At 70.8% G+C, this 15,884-nt stretch carries 11 protein-coding genes; 9 read left to right on the top strand and 2 right to left on the bottom strand.

Annotated elements, in window-relative coordinates; genetic code table 11:
• The first annotated feature begins 2 nt into the window (after positions 1–2).
• The 6 genes from ABD830_RS04740 to ABD830_RS04715 all read left to right on the top strand — a co-directional run bounded on the left by ABD830_RS04740 (position 3) and on the right by ABD830_RS04715 (position 5,497).
• Positions 3–488, top strand: coding sequence for a MauE/DoxX family redox-associated membrane protein (locus tag ABD830_RS04740; protein ID WP_344985100.1), 486 nt, complete (start codon positions 3–5; stop codon positions 486–488).
• Positions 475–1,233, top strand: a complete 759-nt coding sequence (locus ABD830_RS04735) for a DsbA family protein (protein WP_344985099.1) — start codon at positions 475–477, stop codon at positions 1,231–1,233. The genes ABD830_RS04740 and ABD830_RS04735 overlap by 14 nt, the downstream gene beginning before the upstream one ends.
• Positions 1,234–1,259: 26 nt before the next feature.
• A complete protein-coding gene (gene lgt / locus ABD830_RS04730) occupies positions 1,260–2,396 on the top strand; it encodes a prolipoprotein diacylglyceryl transferase (RefSeq protein ID WP_344985098.1) in 1,137 nt (378 codons plus the stop codon).
• On the top strand, positions 2,393–3,097 hold the full coding sequence (locus ABD830_RS04725) for a VIT1/CCC1 transporter family protein (RefSeq protein ID WP_344985097.1): 705 nt from the start codon (positions 2,393–2,395) through the stop codon (positions 3,095–3,097). Before lgt ends, ABD830_RS04725 begins: the two co-directional genes overlap by 4 nt.
• A gap of 1,010 nt (positions 3,098–4,107) precedes the next feature.
• On the top strand, positions 4,108–4,815 hold the full coding sequence (locus ABD830_RS04720) for a hypothetical protein (protein ID WP_344985096.1): 708 nt from the start codon (positions 4,108–4,110) through the stop codon (positions 4,813–4,815).
• 94 nt (positions 4,816–4,909) lie between these two features.
• Positions 4,910–5,497 carry a hypothetical protein gene (locus tag ABD830_RS04715; protein WP_344985095.1) on the top strand — a complete coding sequence of 196 codons (588 nt, stop codon included), beginning with the start codon at positions 4,910–4,912 and terminating at the stop codon, positions 5,495–5,497.
• 209 nt (positions 5,498–5,706) lie between these two features.
• On the opposite strand, the gene ABD830_RS04710 is transcribed toward ABD830_RS04715, so the two are convergent.
• The gene (locus ABD830_RS04710) at positions 5,707–7,251 is read right to left on the bottom strand and encodes a bis-aminopropyl spermidine synthase family protein (RefSeq protein ID WP_344985094.1); all 1,545 of its coding nucleotides are present in this window, start codon (positions 7,249–7,251) and stop codon (positions 5,707–5,709) included.
• A 437-nt stretch (positions 7,252–7,688) separates the two neighbouring features.
• Between ABD830_RS04710 and gltB the strand changes: the two genes are divergently transcribed.
• Both gltB and ABD830_RS04700 read left to right on the top strand, forming a co-directional pair.
• On the top strand, positions 7,689–12,194 hold the full coding sequence (gene gltB, locus ABD830_RS04705; protein WP_344985093.1) for a glutamate synthase large subunit: 4,506 nt from the start codon (positions 7,689–7,691) through the stop codon (positions 12,192–12,194).
• Between the two features lie 77 nt (positions 12,195–12,271).
• On the top strand, positions 12,272–13,750 hold the full coding sequence (locus tag ABD830_RS04700) for a glutamate synthase subunit beta (protein ID WP_344985092.1): 1,479 nt from the start codon (positions 12,272–12,274) through the stop codon (positions 13,748–13,750).
• A 31-nt stretch (positions 13,751–13,781) separates the two neighbouring features.
• On the opposite strand, the gene ABD830_RS04695 is transcribed toward ABD830_RS04700, so the two are convergent.
• Positions 13,782–14,615: a helix-turn-helix domain-containing protein gene (locus tag ABD830_RS04695; RefSeq protein ID WP_344985091.1), complete on the bottom strand. Its 834-nt coding sequence runs from the start codon at positions 14,613–14,615 to the stop codon at positions 13,782–13,784.
• 93 nt (positions 14,616–14,708) lie between these two features.
• On the opposite strand from ABD830_RS04695, the gene ABD830_RS04690 reads away from it, so the two are divergent.
• Positions 14,709–15,770 carry an aldo/keto reductase gene (locus ABD830_RS04690; RefSeq protein WP_344985090.1) on the top strand — a complete coding sequence of 354 codons (1,062 nt, stop codon included), beginning with the start codon at positions 14,709–14,711 and terminating at the stop codon, positions 15,768–15,770.
• Positions 15,771–15,884 lie beyond the last annotated feature (114 nt).

Below are 15,884 nucleotides of genomic sequence, written 5' to 3'. Positions count from 1 at the left end.
GGGTGACGACCGTCGCCCGGCTGGTCCTGGGCGGGGTGCTGATCGCGGCGGGCGCGCTCAAGATCGGCAACCCGGCCGACTCGGTCGTGGCGGTCAAGGCGTACCAGCTGCTGCCCGAGTCGATCGCCGTCACGGTGGGCTACGCCCTGCCGATCCTGGAGATCGTCGTCGGCTTGCTGCTGGTCGTCGGATTGCTGACGAGAGTGGCCGCGGTGATCGGTGGGCTGCTCATGTTCGCGTTCGTGTTCGGCATCGCCTGGGCCTGGGCGCACGGCCTGCGGATCGACTGCGGCTGCTTCGGCGGCGGCGGCCAGCTGGGAGTGGGACAGGAGCCGGCATACCTGCTCGACATCCTGCGCGACTTCGGGCTCGTGCTGCTCGGCGGCTGGATCACGCGTTTCGCGCCAGGCCGCTATGCGCTCGACGGAGCCCTGGGCCTGGGGGGCGACAATCGTAATGAGGGGGAGTACGACGATGAACAAGGCTGAGCGCACCAGTGCCAAGACAGCGCGCGAGAAGATCAAGGAGCAGCAGGCGGCCGCACGCGCCCGTGACAAGCGCAAGCGGCTCACCACCTACGTGACCGCCGGTGTGGTCGCCGTGGCGGCGGTCGGGCTCGGCTGGTGGTATGCGGCCAGCAATTCGCAGCCGGAGGAGGCCGCGGCCGCCCTCGCGCCGATCACCGTGCAGGCCGACGGGTCGGTCGTGATGGCCAAGCAGGGCGTCACCGCGCCCGTGGTCGACGTCTACGAGGACTTCCAGTGCCCGGCCTGCAAAGAGCTCGAACGGGTCAGCGGCCAGACGTTCAAGAACCTCGCCGCCGAAGGCAAGGCCAAGGTCGTCTACCACCCGATCACGATCTTCTCGCAGGAGCCCACCAAGTCCAACTCCGTGCGCGCGGGCAGCGCCGCCCGGTGCATCGCGGACGGCAAGCAGTGGATGGCCTTCCACGACCTGCTCTACCAGAACCAGCCCTCGGAGACCGAGGCGGGCTTCACCCCCGATCAGCTGAAGAACTGGGGCAAGGAGGCCGGAGTGACCGCGCAGGGCTTCGACCAGTGCGTCACCTCGGAGAAGAACGCGGACACCCAGCTCTCGTTCAGCAAGAAGATCATCGACGCGCAGAAGATCAACCATACGCCGACGGTGAAACTGAACGGCTCGGAAATCGACAATTCCGCACTCTTCAGCCCGCAAGAACTGCGCCAGGCGATTACCGAGGCCGCCAAGTAGGCTCTCTTCCGCTACCCTCACCTGACATGCCCCTTGCCTCGATTCCCAGCCCTTCTCAGGGGGTCTGGTATCTCGGAATAATCCCGATCCGGGCTTATGCGCTATGCATCGTGCTCGGCGTCATCGTCGCCGTCTGGCTGAGCGAGCGGCGCTGGCGCGCTCGCGGTGGCCAGAAGGGGACGATCGTCGACATCGCGGTCCCCGCAGTCATCTTCGGGCTGATCGGCGGCCGCCTCTACCACGTCATCACCGACTGGCAGACCTACTTCGGCAGTCGCGCGATCAAGGAGCCCATCCAGGCGCTGTACATCTGGGAGGGCGGCCTCGGCATCTGGGGCGCGATCTCGCTCGGCGCGCTCGGCGTCTGGTGGTATGTGCGCCGGCGCGGCATCTCCATGGGCGCCGTCGCCGACACGGTGGCGCCCGGCATCGCCTTCGCCCAGGCCATCGGCCGGTGGGGAAACTGGTTCAACCAGGAGCTGTACGGCTCGCCCACCACGCTGCCGTGGGGCCTGGAGATCGACGTCAACCACGGGGGCGAGCCGGGGGTCCTCTACCACCCGACCTTCCTGTACGAGTCCCTGTGGGACGTGGCGCTCGGTTTCGCGCTCCTGTTCGCGGGGCGGCGCTTCGCGCTGCACCACGGGCGGCTGTTCGCCCTCTACGTCGCGGGCTACACGCTGGGCCGCTTCTGGATCGAGGGGCTGCGCATCGACCCGGTCGGCGGGGTGGACCACGCGGTGACACTCCTCGGGCTGCGGCTCAACCAGTGGACGTCGATCGTGGTGTTCGTGGCGGCGCTGGCGTACTTCTGGCTGGCCAGGAACCGGGACAGCGCGGAGGTCGTGCTCTCCGCCGAGCAGGCCGGCGAGGCGGCCGGTACGCCGGAGGACGGCGATGCGGAGGCCGGCGTCTCGGCTGCCGATCGGTCGGAGGAGGATGGGTCGGAGGACGAACGGCCCGCGGAGGACGACACGCCCGACGGCACGCCCGACGGCGCGACATCGGAGCCCGCCTCCGAGACCGAGCCCTCGAAGGCTCCTGAGAAGGACGCCTCCTCCGCAACGGACGACGCGGCGACGGACGCCTCCGAGGGCGAGGTCACTGCGGAGGCCTCCGACTCTGACGGCGAAGTCGTGACGAAGGAGAAGAACCCTCGATGAGTGGTCGCGCGGAGATCCACCACCAGCATCGCGACGTCACCGGGGGCTGGTTGCGGCCCTCGGTGTTCGGCGCGATGGACGGCCTGGTGTCGAACTTCGCGCTCATCGCGGGTGTCGCGGGCGGCACGACCAACACGAAGGTCATCGCCCTCGGGGGCGTGGCCGGGCTCGCGGCCGGGGCGCTGTCCATGGCGGGCGGCGAGTACGTCTCGGTCGGCAGCCAGCGCGAGCTGGCCCAGGCGGAGATCGCCGTGGAGCGGCGCGAGCTGGCCCGCCACCCCGACGACGAGCAGGCGGAGCTGGCGGACACCTTCGTCGACAAGGGCGTGGCCCCTGACCTGGCCGCCGAGGTGGCCAGGCAGATCTCCCGCAACCCCGACCGCGCGCTGGAGGTCCACGCCCGCAACGAGCTGGGCGTCGCCCCCGGCGAGCTGCCTTCGCCGGTGGTGGCAGCGGTGTCGTCGTTCCTGTCGTTCAGCGTGGGGGCGGTCCTGCCGCTGCTGCCGTACGTGCTCGGAGCGCGGGAGCTGGTGGTCTCCGCGGTGGTGTCCTGCCTGGCGCTGTTCGCGGCGGGCGCGCTGGTCTCGGCCGTGACGGCGCGCAGCTGGTGGTTCTCGGGGCTGCGGCAGCTCGCGGTGGGCGGGGTCGCGGCGGCGGTCACGTTCGGCGTCGGCAACCTCATCGGCGCGGCGGGCGTGTGATGGCCCGCAGACGAAGCGGCTCCGGGTCGCACGGCAGACCTTCTTCGAGCCCTGACAGCGCGGGACGCTCGCGGGGCACCCACCACACACCCGGGCAAGGGCCGGATGCGGGAAGCTGGCCCGGGCACGGGCCGGACGGCGGGAGCTGGTCCGCGCACGGTGCGGATGGCGGGAGCTGGTCCGGGCGGGATGCCGACGGTGGCGCCCGGCCGGGCCGTGGTGCGGACAGCGGTGGCTGGTTAGCGCAGCGGAACGACAGCTCCGGTTGGTCCGCGCAGGGTGCCGACGGCGCCGGCTGGTCCGGGGTGGGCACGGGTAACGGTGCCGGTGGCCGGGCCTCCGGCAGCTGGCCGGCTGTCGGCGCGGACGGCGGCTGGGAGTCGGGCGACGGTGGCCGGTCGGTGGCGGGCGCTGACGATGGCGGCCGCTCGGCGGTCGGCCGGTCCGCGGCGGGCGCCGACGATGGCGGCCGCTCGGCGGGGTCCCGTGGTGGCCGGAGGGCTGCTCGCACGCGTCGCGCTCGCTCGGCAGACGACGCCCATGGCGGCGGGTGGGGCGCCGATGGTGGCGTTCCCGGTGATGCGCAGCATGGTCGTGGCGCGGCCGATGGCGTTTCGGCTGCTGGGACGCATGGTCGTGGCGCGGCCGATGGCGTTTCAGCTGGTGGGTCCCATGGTCGTGGTCCCGCCGACGGGCCTTCGCCTGTCGGCGTTGATGGGCGTCTCTCGGCCGATGCGGCAAAGGGGAGACGTTCGGCTGCCGGGTCACGTGGTCGGCGCGCGGCCGGTCGAGCAAGCGGTGGCGATCCCGCAGATGAGGTCCATGGCTGGGAGTCGGCTGACGGGGCTGTCCCTTCGGGTGTTGGCGTCGCTGGTGGGGCGTCCGCTGGTGAGGTCGATGTCGGACAGTCGGGGCAGTCGTCGCGTAAGCGGCGGCGTACTCCGCCCTCTGACTGGCAGCTCCCCCTGCTCACCGACTGGGGGCTGCGGCCGAAGCAGCAGCGGCTGCTCGTGATCGTCGTCTCGGTCGTGGCCGTGCTGGCGGCCCTGGGCGGGCTGGTGGCCGTCATCGGCTCCCTCGGCAACTACACCCCGGAACGTCAGCCCGGCGCCGCCGTGGCCGGGCCCGACACGGCGCTGCCGCACATCTTCAGGGGCTGGAGCTCGCCCAAGCTGTTCGACGCCGTCACGGACCGAGCCAAAGATCAGCGGGCGCTCACCGAGAAAGAGGTGTTCGGCCAGAACGAGCTCGCCGTCTCCAAGAAGCTCAAGCTCAAGCTCGTCGCCAAGAAACTCGACACCGACTGCTCCGCGGCGCTGTGGGGCGGGACCCTGCTCGAGCAGGTGTCGGACGCCGGATGCACCCAGGCCGCCCGCGGCCTCTACGTCAGCTCCGACGGCCGCTACGTGGGCCAGTACACGTTGATCAACCTTAAGGACGGCAAGTCCGCCGCCGAACTGGTCGAGTCGCTGAAGACCCTCTACCGGGGCGGGTGGATGCGTCCCCTGGAATCCCCCAAGGCCGCCTTCCCCGCGGGCGGCTACTCCGAGGCGGGCGGCTACGCGCTCGGCCACTACGTCGGCCTGGTGTGGCTCGGAAGGGTCGACGGCGCCGAGCCCGGCCCCAAGGACGACTACGTCTCCCTCACGCTGGCGCTGCGCGGGGCGGAGAAGGCCGTGTACCGCCGCGTCGTCTCGATCACAGGACCATCCTCTTGACACCAAGCCATCTGATTCCGATCGCCAGGTCACGCCACCTGCCCCCGATCACCGGGGCGCGCGGGCCGGTTCCCGCCGTGGGGGTGGTCCGCTGATGTCGCGTCGTGTCGTCATCACCGCCGTGGTCGTCGGCGTGGCCGTCATCGCCGTAGGCGGCTGGTTGTGGCTGCGCCGCGACGAGCCCCGGCCCGCCAGCTTCCACGCCGAGCGCACCTCCGCCTTCTACACCGCCATCGACACCCGCCAGCACGACGCCGCGCCTCTGACCCTGAACGAGGTCTTCACCCCTGCCACCCAGGCCCTCGGCGCCATGCGCCTGGGCTCCACGCGGCAGCTCGCCGACTGTGACGAGGTCCTCTGGGGCACCTCCGCCGCGGGGTGCACGCAGGCGCTGCAGGCCACGTACAAGGGGAGCACGGTGTCGGGCCAGTTCGTCATCTTCAACATGAGCGACGGGCGGGCGGCAGACGCGCTGGTGTCGGCGCTGGACAAGGACGGGTTCGTACGGCAGGACGCCGTGTTCGAGGTCGCTCGCAGCCGGGCCCAGGCGCGGGCCATGGGCCACTACGTGACCGTGAGCTGGGTCGGAGGGACGGCGTCCGACCAGGACCTGATCACTGCCCTGGTGGCGCTCGACGGGCTCGGACGGGTGGTCCAGAACCGGGTTGTGGCCGCGACCTGAGCGAGCTCGGCAACGGCCTTAATTCGGCGGCCGGCCGACATCGGCAACGGTCTGGTCTCAGCGCCGTCTGGTCTCGGCGCCGTCTGGTCTCGGCGACGGTCTGACCCTGGCGAGGGCCTGACCCGGCAAGGGCCTGACCCGGCGTCGCCTGGCTCTCACCGGCGGTCCTGGCCCAGCGGTTGCCGGGCAGGCCCGTTCCGGGTGTGAGGTCAGGTGGTCCTCGTCAGGGCGGTGACGGTCTCGGTGACGGCCTCCGGCAGGCTGGACAGGCGGTGGAGTGGGGCCTCCAGCGGGGTCAGGCCCTCCGCCCACGGGGCCGCCTCGCCGATGAGGGCGCGGGCCTCGTTCTTGGTCAGGCTCGCCCCTTGGGCGCGGGCCACCGCGATGAGGGCCTCGCGCCAGGTGTTGGCCAGCTTGGCGTGCCCGTTGTCCAGGATCCTGCGCAGCACCGAGGCCGCCTCGCCGTCCGGCTGCGGCAGGCGTACGGCATCGAGGACGCCGCCGGCGGCGCTCAGCTTGTAGACGGTGGACAGCACGTCAGGCAGGGACGGAAGGCCGGACCCCACGACGCGGACGTGGGACGCGCGGGTCGCCAGGAGAAGGCGCGGAAGGACGGCCTCGAGGCCGGGCGGCAGGGCCACGGCCACGCGGTCCGGGGCGGCGGCGTGCGGCTTGGAGAGCCAGGTCGAGAGCCGGGCCCGTGGGGTGGTGAGCTCCTTGGGCCAGTCGCCGATCAGCAGCTCGGGGTCGAAGCCCTGAAGGGCCTCCACCGGCGCTGAGAGGGCGCTCTGGGCGCTTTCGACCGCTTGCGGGCCTTGTGTGTAGATGGCGGTGGTTTGACGGCTCAGACGGGACGTCACGGCCGGGCGGGTCTTGGTGGTGGGGCGGAGGATGTACAGGTCGGCGGCGGAACCGATGGCCTCTGCCCCGAAGTATCGGTTGAAGTCGGGATAAATGGCCTCGTAGGCGAGGTTGAGGTCCGCCAGGGCCTGCTGGACCTTGAAGGCCAGCATCGGGGTGCGCTCGCTGGCGCCGTACGCGAGCAGGATGCGGCCGTCGTCCTTCACGGCCTCGGCGGCGCGCGCCACGAACAGGCCCGTGCCCTCCGGCGTGTACGGCGGGTCGGTGAGCGCCAGGTCGTGGTCCCGGGCGGAGGCGGGCAGGCCGAGGCGCAGGTCGGCCCAGCGGGTGCGGACGCCCAGCCGCTGGTCGTCGATGTACGCCAGGATGCGCTCGTCGATGTCGACCACCGTGACGTCGGTCTCCGGATGGACCAGTTTGACGGCCAGCGAGGTCAGGTCGTGGTCGCCCACGCACAGCAGGCGCGTGCCGGGCAGCCAGAACCGGGCGCCCAGCAGCAGCGCCCGCCGCAGCACCGTCTCCGGCGTGGCCGAGACGTGGTCGAGCACGTGGCGGGCGCGCGGGGCCCTGGCGACGAGGTCCTTGAGCCGGTCCAGCTCGTGCGTGTAGTGGGGGAGCAGGTGGGCCACCGGGTCCTCCGGCGGCGGGGCCAGGGCGATGAGGTCCTGGTAGTCGGGGACGTGGGTCAGCGGCACCCGGAAGGTGTCGTCCCTCCGCTCCAGGGTGAGCTCGCGCAGCAGGGCCTCGATCGTGCGCCTGGACGTGGCGGTCTCCCTGACGAGGTCGGCCAGCGTCCACCACCGGGCGTCGCACAGGAGGGTCAGGGCGTGCCTCAGCCGCCTGCTGTCCGCCCCGGCCTCGCTGAGCAGGCGCTCCACGCCGTCACGCTCCATGAGGGCAACCCTATCGGGGGTTGTCCGACCGCTGATCCGCCCGCACGCCGGCCACGTCGCGCCCCTTGCCGGGTACGACGCTTCGCCGGCCCCGGTGCTGTGCCTTCAGCGACTCGTGAGAGGGAGGGTGCCGAAGCGCCCTGTGCGGCTCATGGGGTTTGAAACCGGCAGCGGATGGGGCAGGTGGGGCGGCGGGTGGGTAGAGAGTCGCTCCCATGGCGAAAACCCGCGTGGCCGGCGGGAATTTTGGCGGGCCGGTCCGCGCTTTGGGATAGAGAGTTCGGATGCTGGGACAGGGCCGAATGTTCGCAATGCGGACGTGCTGGGCACCATTCCGGCAGCGTGCGGTAATCTCTACCCACGATATGCAGCAGGGCCAACGTCGTCCCCGCCTGTACGAGCAGTTCACGACAGACGATGACGACGGGAGGGATTAAATGCCTGCTGCCCACCTCGGGTTCCCCGAGCCCCAGGGCCTGTACCACCCCGCCAACGAGCATGATGCCTGCGGTGTCGCCATGGTTGCCGACGTCGCCGGGCGCCGGGGGCACGGGATCGTGGTCAAGGCGCTGACGGCTCTCTGCAATCTCGATCATCGGGGGGCCAAGGGTAGCGAGCCGGACACCGGCGACGGAGCCGGGATCCTGACGCAGATTCCCGATGGGTTCTACCGCGCGAGTGTGCCGTTCGCGCTTCCCTCTGCCGGCGCGTACGCCACCGGCATCGCTTTCCTGCCGTTCGACGAGCAGGCCAGGAGCGTCGCCACCGGCCTGATCGAGGAGATCGCCGCCGAAGAGGGCCTCACCGTGCTCGGCTGGCGGGAGCTGCCGGTCGACCGCGAGCTGCCCGGGCCGAGCGCCAGGGCCGTCATGCCGCACTTCGCCCAGCTGTTCGTCGCCGACCCGGAGGGCCGGGAGGGGCTGGAGCTCGACAGGCTCGCGTACTGCCTGCGCAAGCGGGCCGAGCACGAGGCCCACGTCTACTTCCCCTCGCTGTCCGCCAGGACGATCGTCTACAAGGGCATGCTCACGCCCGACCAGGTCGAGCCGTTCTTCCCCGACCTGAGCGACGAGCGTTACGAGACGGCGATCGCGCTGGTCCACTCGCGCTTCTCCACCAACACGTTCCCGAGCTGGCCGCTGGCGCACCCCTACCGCTACATCGCCCACAACGGCGAGATCAACACGGTCAAGGGCAACCGCAACTGGATGCGGGCCCGCGAGGCGATGCTGGAGTCCGCCCACATCCCGGGCGAAATTTCACGACTTTTCCCCATCTGTGATCCAGATGGCAGCGACACCGCCAGCTTCGACGAGGTCCTCGAGCTGCTGCACATCGGCGGCCGCAGCCTGCCCCACGCCGTGCTGATGATGATCCCGGAGGCGTGGGAGAACCACACCGAGATGGACGACGCGCGCCGGGCCTTCTACGAGTTCCACTCCTCGATGATGGAGGCGTGGGACGGCCCCGCGTCGATCACGTTCACCGACGGCACCCTGGCCGGCGCCGTGCTCGACCGCAACGGCCTGCGCCCGGGCCGCTTCTGGGTGACCGCCGACGGCCTGGTCGTGCTGGCCTCCGAGGCCGGCGTGCTGGACTTCAGGCCGGAGGACGTGGTCAGGAAGGGCCGCCTCCAGCCGGGCCGCATGTTCCTCATCGACACCGCCCGCGGCAAGATCATCGAGGACGACGAGATCAAGGCCGAGCTGGCCGCCGAGCTCCCGTACGAGGACTGGCTGCACGCGGGGCTCGTCCGCTTCGAGGAGCTGCCCGCGCGGCAGCGGGAGATCCCCACGCACGAGGCGCTGATCAAGCGGCAGCAGACCTTCGGCTACACCGAGGAAGAGCTGCGCATCATCCTGTCGCCGATGGCCAAGGCCGGCCAGGAGCCGATCGGCTCCATGGGCACCGACACGCCCGTCGCCGTGCTGAGCGAGAAGCCGCGCCTGCTGTTCGACTACTTCACGCAGCTGTTCGCGCAGGTCACGAACCCGCCGCTGGACGCCATCCGTGAAGAGCTGGTCACCTCGCTGGCCAGCACCATCGGCCCCGAGGGCAACCTGCTCGACCCGGGTCCTTCGTCGTGCCGCCAGCTCGTGCTGCCGTACCCAGTGATCGACAACGACGAGCTCGCCAAGATCATCCACATCAACGACGAGCACGACCTGCCGGGCTTCCACCCGTACGTCATCAGCGGCCTGTACGAGGTCGCCGGCGGCGGCGAGGCGCTGCTGCGCCGCCTGGAAGAGATCAGGGCCGAGGCGTCCCAGGCGATCGCGAACGGCGCCCGGATCATCGTGCTGAGCGACCGCGGCTCCTCCGACACGCTGGCGCCGATCCCGGCGCTGCTGCTGACCGGCGCGGTGCACCACCACCTGATCCAGGAGAAGACCCGCACCAAGATCGGCCTGGTGATCGAGACCGGCGAGGCCCGCGAGTGCCACCACATGGCACTGCTCATCGGGTACGGCGCCGGCGCGATCAACCCGTACCTCGCGATCGAGACCATCGAGGACCTGGTCGACACCGGTGTGCTCCAGATGGACAAGCGCAAGGCCGTGCGCAACCTGATCAAGGCGTACGGCAAGGGCGTCATCAAGGTCATGTCCAAGATGGGCGTGTCCACGGTGGCCTCCTACACCGGCGCGCAGATCTTCGAGGCGCTCGGCCTGAGCCAGGAGGTCATCGACTCCTGCTTCGCCGGCACCACCTCGCGCCTGGGCGGCGTCGGGTTCGACGTGCTGGCCAAGGAGGTCGAGCAGCGTCACCGCCACGCCTACCCGCGGGCGGAGAACGCCCACCGCAAGCTCCAGGTCGGCGGCGAGTACCAGTGGCGGCGCGAGGGCGAGCCGCACCTGTTCAACCCCGAGACCGTCTTCAAGCTGCAGCACGCCACGAGGACCCGCCGCTACGAGATCTTCAAGGAGTACACGAACCTCGTCGACTCCCAGTCGGAGCGGCTGATGACCCTGCGCGGCCTGTTCAAGCTGCGCAAGGGCAACCCGATCCCGATCGAGGAGGTCGAGCCGGTCTCGGAGATCGTCAAGCGGTTCTCCACGGGCGCGATGTCGTACGGCTCCATCTCGATGGAGGCGCACGAGACGCTCGCCATCGCGATGAACCGGCTCGGCGGCAAGTCCAACACCGGCGAGGGCGGCGAGGACCCCGAGCGGCTCTACGACGCCACCCGCAGGTCCGCGATCAAGCAGGTCGCCTCCGGCCGGTTCGGCGTCACCAGCGAATACCTGGTGAACGCGGCCGACCTGCAGATCAAGATGGCCCAGGGCGCCAAGCCCGGCGAGGGCGGCCAGCTGCCCGGCCACAAGGTCTACCCGTGGATCGCCAAGACCAGGCACTCCACGCCGGGCGTCGGCCTCATCTCGCCGCCGCCGCACCACGACATCTACTCGATCGAGGACCTGGCCCAGCTCATCCACGACCTGAAGAACTCCAACCCGGAGGCGAGGGTCCACGTGAAGCTGGTCGCCGAGGTCGGCGTCGGCACGGTCGCCGCGGGTGTGTCGAAGGCGCACGCCGACGTGGTGCTCATCTCCGGGCACGACGGCGGCACCGGCGCCTCGCCGCTCACGTCGCTCAAGCACGCGGGCGCGCCGTGGGAGCTCGGCCTGGCCGAGACCCAGCAGACGCTCCTGCTGAACGGCCTGCGCGACCGCATCGTCGTTCAGGTCGACGGCCAGCTCAAGACCGGCCGTGACGTCGTCATCGCCGCGCTGCTCGGCGCCGAGGAGTACGGTTTCGCCACCGCGCCCCTCGTCGTCAGCGGCTGCGTCATGATGCGGGTCTGCCACCTCGACACCTGCCCCGTGGGCGTCGCCACGCAGAACCCCGAGCTGCGCAAGCGCTTCAGCGGCAAGCCGGAGTTCGTGGTCAACTTCTTCGAGTTCATCGCCGAGGAGATCCGCGAATACCTGGCCGAGCTGGGCTTCCGCTCGCTCGACGAGGCGATCGGCCACGTCGAGCTGCTCGACATGTCGGCGGCCGAGAACCACTGGAAGGCCAGTGGGCTCGACCTGGCCCCGATCCTGCACAAGCCCGAGCTGCCCGCCGGCACGGCGCTGCGCCGCGTCATCGAGCAGGACCACGGGCTGCAGCACGCGCTCGACAACACGCTGATCCAGCTCGCCGAGGGCGCGCTCGCCGAGGGCACCCCGGTCACGCTGGAGCTGCCCATCCGCAACGTCAACCGCACGGTCGGCACCATGCTCGGCTACCAGGTGACCAAGCGGTACGGTGGCAAGGGCCTGCCCGACAACACGATCGACATCTCGTTCACCGGCTCCGCGGGCAACTCGTTCGGCGCGTTCCTGCCGCGCGGGGTCACGCTGAGGCTGACCGGTGACGCCAACGACTACCTCGGCAAGGGCCTGTCCGGCGGGCGGATCACCGTCCGGCCGCACGAGGAGGCCCCGCTCGACGGCCACATCATCTCCGGAAACGTCGCCCTGTACGGCGCCACGTCCGGCGAGGTGTTCGTCCGCGGCGTCGTCGGCGAGCGGTTCTGCGTCCGCAACTCCGGCGCCACGGCGGTCGTCGAGGGCGTGGGCGACCACGGCTGCGAGTACATGACCGGTGGCCGGGCCGTCGTGCTCGGCGCGACCGGGCGCAACTTCGCGGCCGGCATGTCGGGCGGCATCGCGTACCTGCTCGACCTGAAGCCCGAGCGGGTCAACCGCGAGATGGTCGCCATCGAGACGCTCACCGAGGAGGACGGCGAGTTCCTCAAGGAGACGGTCGAGAAGCACTTCGCGGAGACCGGCTCGCCGGTCGCCAAGGAGCTGCTGGCCGACTGGGACTCGGCGCTCGCCCGGTTCGGCAAGATCATGCCGACCGACTACAAGCGGGTGATGGCCGCCGCCGAGGCCGCCCGCATCGAAGGCCGGGACATCGACGAGGCCGTCATGGCGGCCGCGGTGCAGTCATGACCCGCCGTAATGAGCCGGGCCGCCATGGCGGGCTGTGCCTGTCAACCACCGTGCAAAGCTAAGGGAGGCGTAACCGAATGGCTGACCCGAAGGGTTTTCTCACGCACGACCGGGAGCTGCCGGCGCGCCGCCCCGTGGACGTCCGCATCAGCGACTGGCGCGAGGTCTACCAGGACTTCTCGCAGGAGAAGCTGACCAAGCAGGCGGCCCGCTGCATGGACTGCGGCATCCCGTTCTGCCACAACGGCTGCCCGCTCGGGAATCTCATCCCCGAGTGGAACGACCTCGTCTACCGCACCGACTGGCGCGAGGCGATCGAGCGGCTGCACGCCACGAACAACTTCCCCGAGTTCACGGGCCGGCTCTGCCCGGCCCCGTGCGAGGCGGCGTGCGTGCTCGGCATCAACTCCGACCCCGTGGCGATCAAGCGGGTCGAGGTCGAGATCATCGACCGGGCGTTCGCCGAGGGCTGGGTGACCCCGCAGCCCCCGGCCGTCAAGACCGGCAAGAAGGTCGCGGTCGTCGGCTCGGGCCCGGCGGGGCTGGCCGCGGCGCAGCAGCTCACCAGGGCCGGGCATGACGTGGTCGTGTTCGAGCGGGCCGACCGGATCGGCGGCCTGCTGCGGTACGGCATCCCCGAGTTCAAGATGGAGAAGCGGCACATCGAGCGCCGCCTGGAGCAGATGCGGGCCGAGGGCACCGAGTTCCGCACCGGCGTGAACGTCGGCGTCGACATCACCGCCGCCGAGCTGCGTGAGCAGTTCGACGCCGTGGTGCTGTCGGGCGGGGCCACCCAGTGGCGCGATCTGCCGGCGGCCGGACGCGAGCTCAAGGGCGTCTACCAGGCGATGGAGTACCTGCCGCTGTCCAACAAGGTCCAGGAGGGCGACTTCGAGAAGTCGCCGATCTCGGCCGAGGGCAAGCACGTGGTGGTGATCGGCGGCGGCGACACCGGCGCCGACTGCATCGGCACGGCGATCCGGCAGGGCGCCAAGTCCGTCACCCAGCTCGAGATCATGCCCCAGCCGCCGGCGAGCCGGCCCGGCAGCCAGCCGTGGCCGACGTTCCCCATCCTGTTCAAGATGGAGAGCGCCCACGAGGAGCTGGCCGACGGCGGGGGAGAGCGGGTCTACGCGGTCTCCACCACGGAGTTCGTCGGCGACGCCGAGGGCAACGTGCGGGCGCTGCGGCTGGTCGAGGTCGAGGGGCCGCAGAACGGCTTCAAGCCGATCCCGGGCACCGAGCGGGAGATCCCGGCCGAGCTGGTGACGCTGTCCATGGGCTTCCTCGGGCCGGAGAAGGGCGCGCTGCTGCAGGACTTCGCCGAGGTCGCCGGTGACGGCTTCTACGACGCGCGGGGGAACGTCTCGCGCGACAAGACGTACATGTCCAAGGTGGACGGCGTCTTCGTGGCCGGTGACATGGGGCGCGGGCAGTCGCTCATCGTGTGGGCCATCGCCGAGGGGCGGGCCGCCGCCTCGGGCGTGGACCGGTATCTGACCGGGGAGACGGCGCTGCCGTACCCGATCCTGCCGACGGCTCGGCCGCTGGTGTGACCTCAGGCCCGGGGCTTCGGCCCCGGGCCTTTCACGTGCAGTCGCGGGCGATGGCGTCGAGGACGCCCTGCGAGGCCGGGTCGGCGGCGCGGTAGATGATCAGCCGCTGCTCGGGCGTCTGGAGCGGGGCCAGCACCTCGTAGTCGACGGTCAGCGGGCCCTTCGTGCTGTGCCGCAGCAGCTTCTGGCCCCGGCCGTTGACCCGCACGTCGCGCAGCGCCCACAGGCGGGCGACCTCCTCGCTGCCGGTGGTGAGCTCGTCGATCAGCTCCGTCAGCGCCTTGTCGTCGGGGTGGGCCGCCCATGAGGCCCGCAGGTCGGCGATGCTCTCGCGCAGCGCCCGCTCCCTGTCACGGAAGAAGCCGCGCAGGCCCGGGTGGAGCATGCACAGCCAGAGCGTGTTGCGCTGCGGCGGGGGCAGCGTGGCCAGGTCCATCGAGAACAGGGCCGCCATCTCCGGGTTCCACGCCAGGATGTCGAAGCGGTGGTTGATCAGCATGGTGGGCAGCGGCGACAGGTCCAGCACCAGCCGCGCCAGCGGACCCGCCTCCTCCGCCGGCGGAGCATGCCTGGTGGGCCGCTGCTGGGCCAGGTCGAACAGGTAGGCCCGCTCGTCCTCGCTCAGCCGCAGCGCCTCGGCCAGCGCCTCCAGCACCTCGGGGGAGGGACGCAGCCCGCGGCCCTGCTCCAGGCGGATCACGTAGTCGACGCTGACGCCGGCCAGCTCGGCGACCTCCTCCCTGCGCAGGCCCGGGGTGCGCCGCTGGGCGCGGCGGGCGGGCAGGGAGACCTCGCCGGGGGTCAGCCGCTCGCGCCGGGTGCGCAGGAAGGCCGCGAGCTCCCGGGTCTGATCCACGGTGTTCATCTCCTCGATCCTACGACGCGCCTGCCTAGGACCGGTCTTCCCAGGAAGAGCCTTCCCTTCCGCCCCGCCGACCGCCGGAGCAGCCTTGACGGCATGACGACTCTTGACACTTACCGCCTGCTCGGCCGGTCCGGTCTGCGGGTCTCGCCGCTGGCGCTGGGGACCATGACGTTCGGCACGGACTGGGGCTGGGGCTCGGACAAGGACGAGTCGCGGCGGATCTTCGACGCCTACGTGGACCGGGGCGGCAACTTCATCGACACCGCCAACCAGTACACGGAGGGTACCTCGGAGACCCTGGTCGGCGAGTTCGCGTCGGGGCGGCGCGAGCAGCTGGTGCTGGCCACGAAGTACACCCTGGCCAGGCGGCCGGGCGACCCGAACTCCGGCGGCAACCACCGCAAGAGCATGGTCCAGTCGGTGGAGTCGAGCCTGCGCCGGCTGAACACCAACTACATCGACCTGCTCTACCTGCACGCCTGGGACTTCACCACCCCGGTGGAGGAGATCCTGCGCGGCCTGGACGACCTCGTCAGGTCGGGCAAGGTGCTCTACGCCGGCATCTCCGACACGCCCGCCTGGCAGGTCTCCCGCATGCAGGCCATCGCCGACCTGCGCGGGTGGGCCCCGCTGATCGCGCTGCAGATCGAGTACAGCCTGGTCGAGCGGACCGTCGAGCGCGATCTCATCCCGATGGCCCGCGAGATGGGGCTCGGGGTCGTCCCATGGTCGCCGCTGGCCAGCGGGGTGCTGACCGGCAAGTACAGCCGCGCCGACCTCGACCAGGAGGTCTCCGCCGATCCGTCCGGCACGCGCAAGAACGTCGCGGCGGCCAACGGGTCCCTGACCGAGCGCGCCCTGGACATCGCCGACGTGGTCAAGCAGGTGGCCTCCGACCTGGGCGTGACGCCGTCGCAGGTCGCGCTGGCCTGGACGACGCTCAACCCTGGCGTGACCGCGCCCATTGTGGGGGCACGCACGCTGCGGCAGCTGGAGGACAACCTGGCGGCCCTGGAGGTGCGTTTCAGCGAGAGCCACCTGGCCACGCTGGAGGAGGCCAGCAGGGTGGACCTGGGGTTCCCGCACGAGTTCCTGAGCCGCCCCATGCCTCGCCAGGTCATGCTGGGCGGCGTCAAGATCGACCTCGCCCGCTGACCGATGCTCCGCAGAAAGCGCCCGCCCTGTACGGCGGGCGCTTTTATGTCGGTGGATGCGCCTGGAGCACGCGTCCGAGCCCGCGGCCCAAACCGGGGCCAAGGTGGAGCCCGC

Origin of the sequence: Nonomuraea helvata (genome assembly GCF_039535785.1) — a bacterium.
GTDB classification, from domain to species: domain Bacteria; phylum Actinomycetota; class Actinomycetes; order Streptosporangiales; family Streptosporangiaceae; genus Nonomuraea; species Nonomuraea helvata.
The sequence above is the reverse complement of the archived record's forward strand: the minus strand, read 5'-3'. Positions and strand labels throughout refer to the sequence as shown.

What these genes read in the sequence shown, in the direction of transcription:
- ABD830_RS04735 (WP_344985099.1), top strand. Translation starts at nt 475, where the DNA reads ATGAACAAGGCTGAGCGCACCAGTGCCAAGACAGCGCGCGAGAAGATC.
- ABD830_RS04700 (WP_344985092.1), top strand. Translation starts at nt 12,272, where the DNA reads ATGGCTGACCCGAAGGGTTTTCTCACGCACGACCGGGAGCTGCCGGCG.
- ABD830_RS04725 (WP_344985097.1), top strand. Translation starts at nt 2,393, where the DNA reads ATGAGTGGTCGCGCGGAGATCCACCACCAGCATCGCGACGTCACCGGG.
- ABD830_RS04715 (WP_344985095.1), top strand. Translation starts at nt 4,910, where the DNA reads ATGTCGCGTCGTGTCGTCATCACCGCCGTGGTCGTCGGCGTGGCCGTC.
- ABD830_RS04690 (WP_344985090.1), top strand. Translation starts at nt 14,709, where the DNA reads ATGACGACTCTTGACACTTACCGCCTGCTCGGCCGGTCCGGTCTGCGG.
- ABD830_RS04710 (WP_344985094.1), bottom strand. Translation starts at nt 7,251, where the DNA reads ATGGAGCGTGACGGCGTGGAGCGCCTGCTCAGCGAGGCCGGGGCGGAC.
- gltB (WP_344985093.1), top strand. Translation starts at nt 7,689, where the DNA reads ATGCCTGCTGCCCACCTCGGGTTCCCCGAGCCCCAGGGCCTGTACCAC.
- lgt (WP_344985098.1), top strand. Translation starts at nt 1,260, where the DNA reads ATGCCCCTTGCCTCGATTCCCAGCCCTTCTCAGGGGGTCTGGTATCTC.
- ABD830_RS04695 (WP_344985091.1), bottom strand. Translation starts at nt 14,615, where the DNA reads ATGAACACCGTGGATCAGACCCGGGAGCTCGCGGCCTTCCTGCGCACC.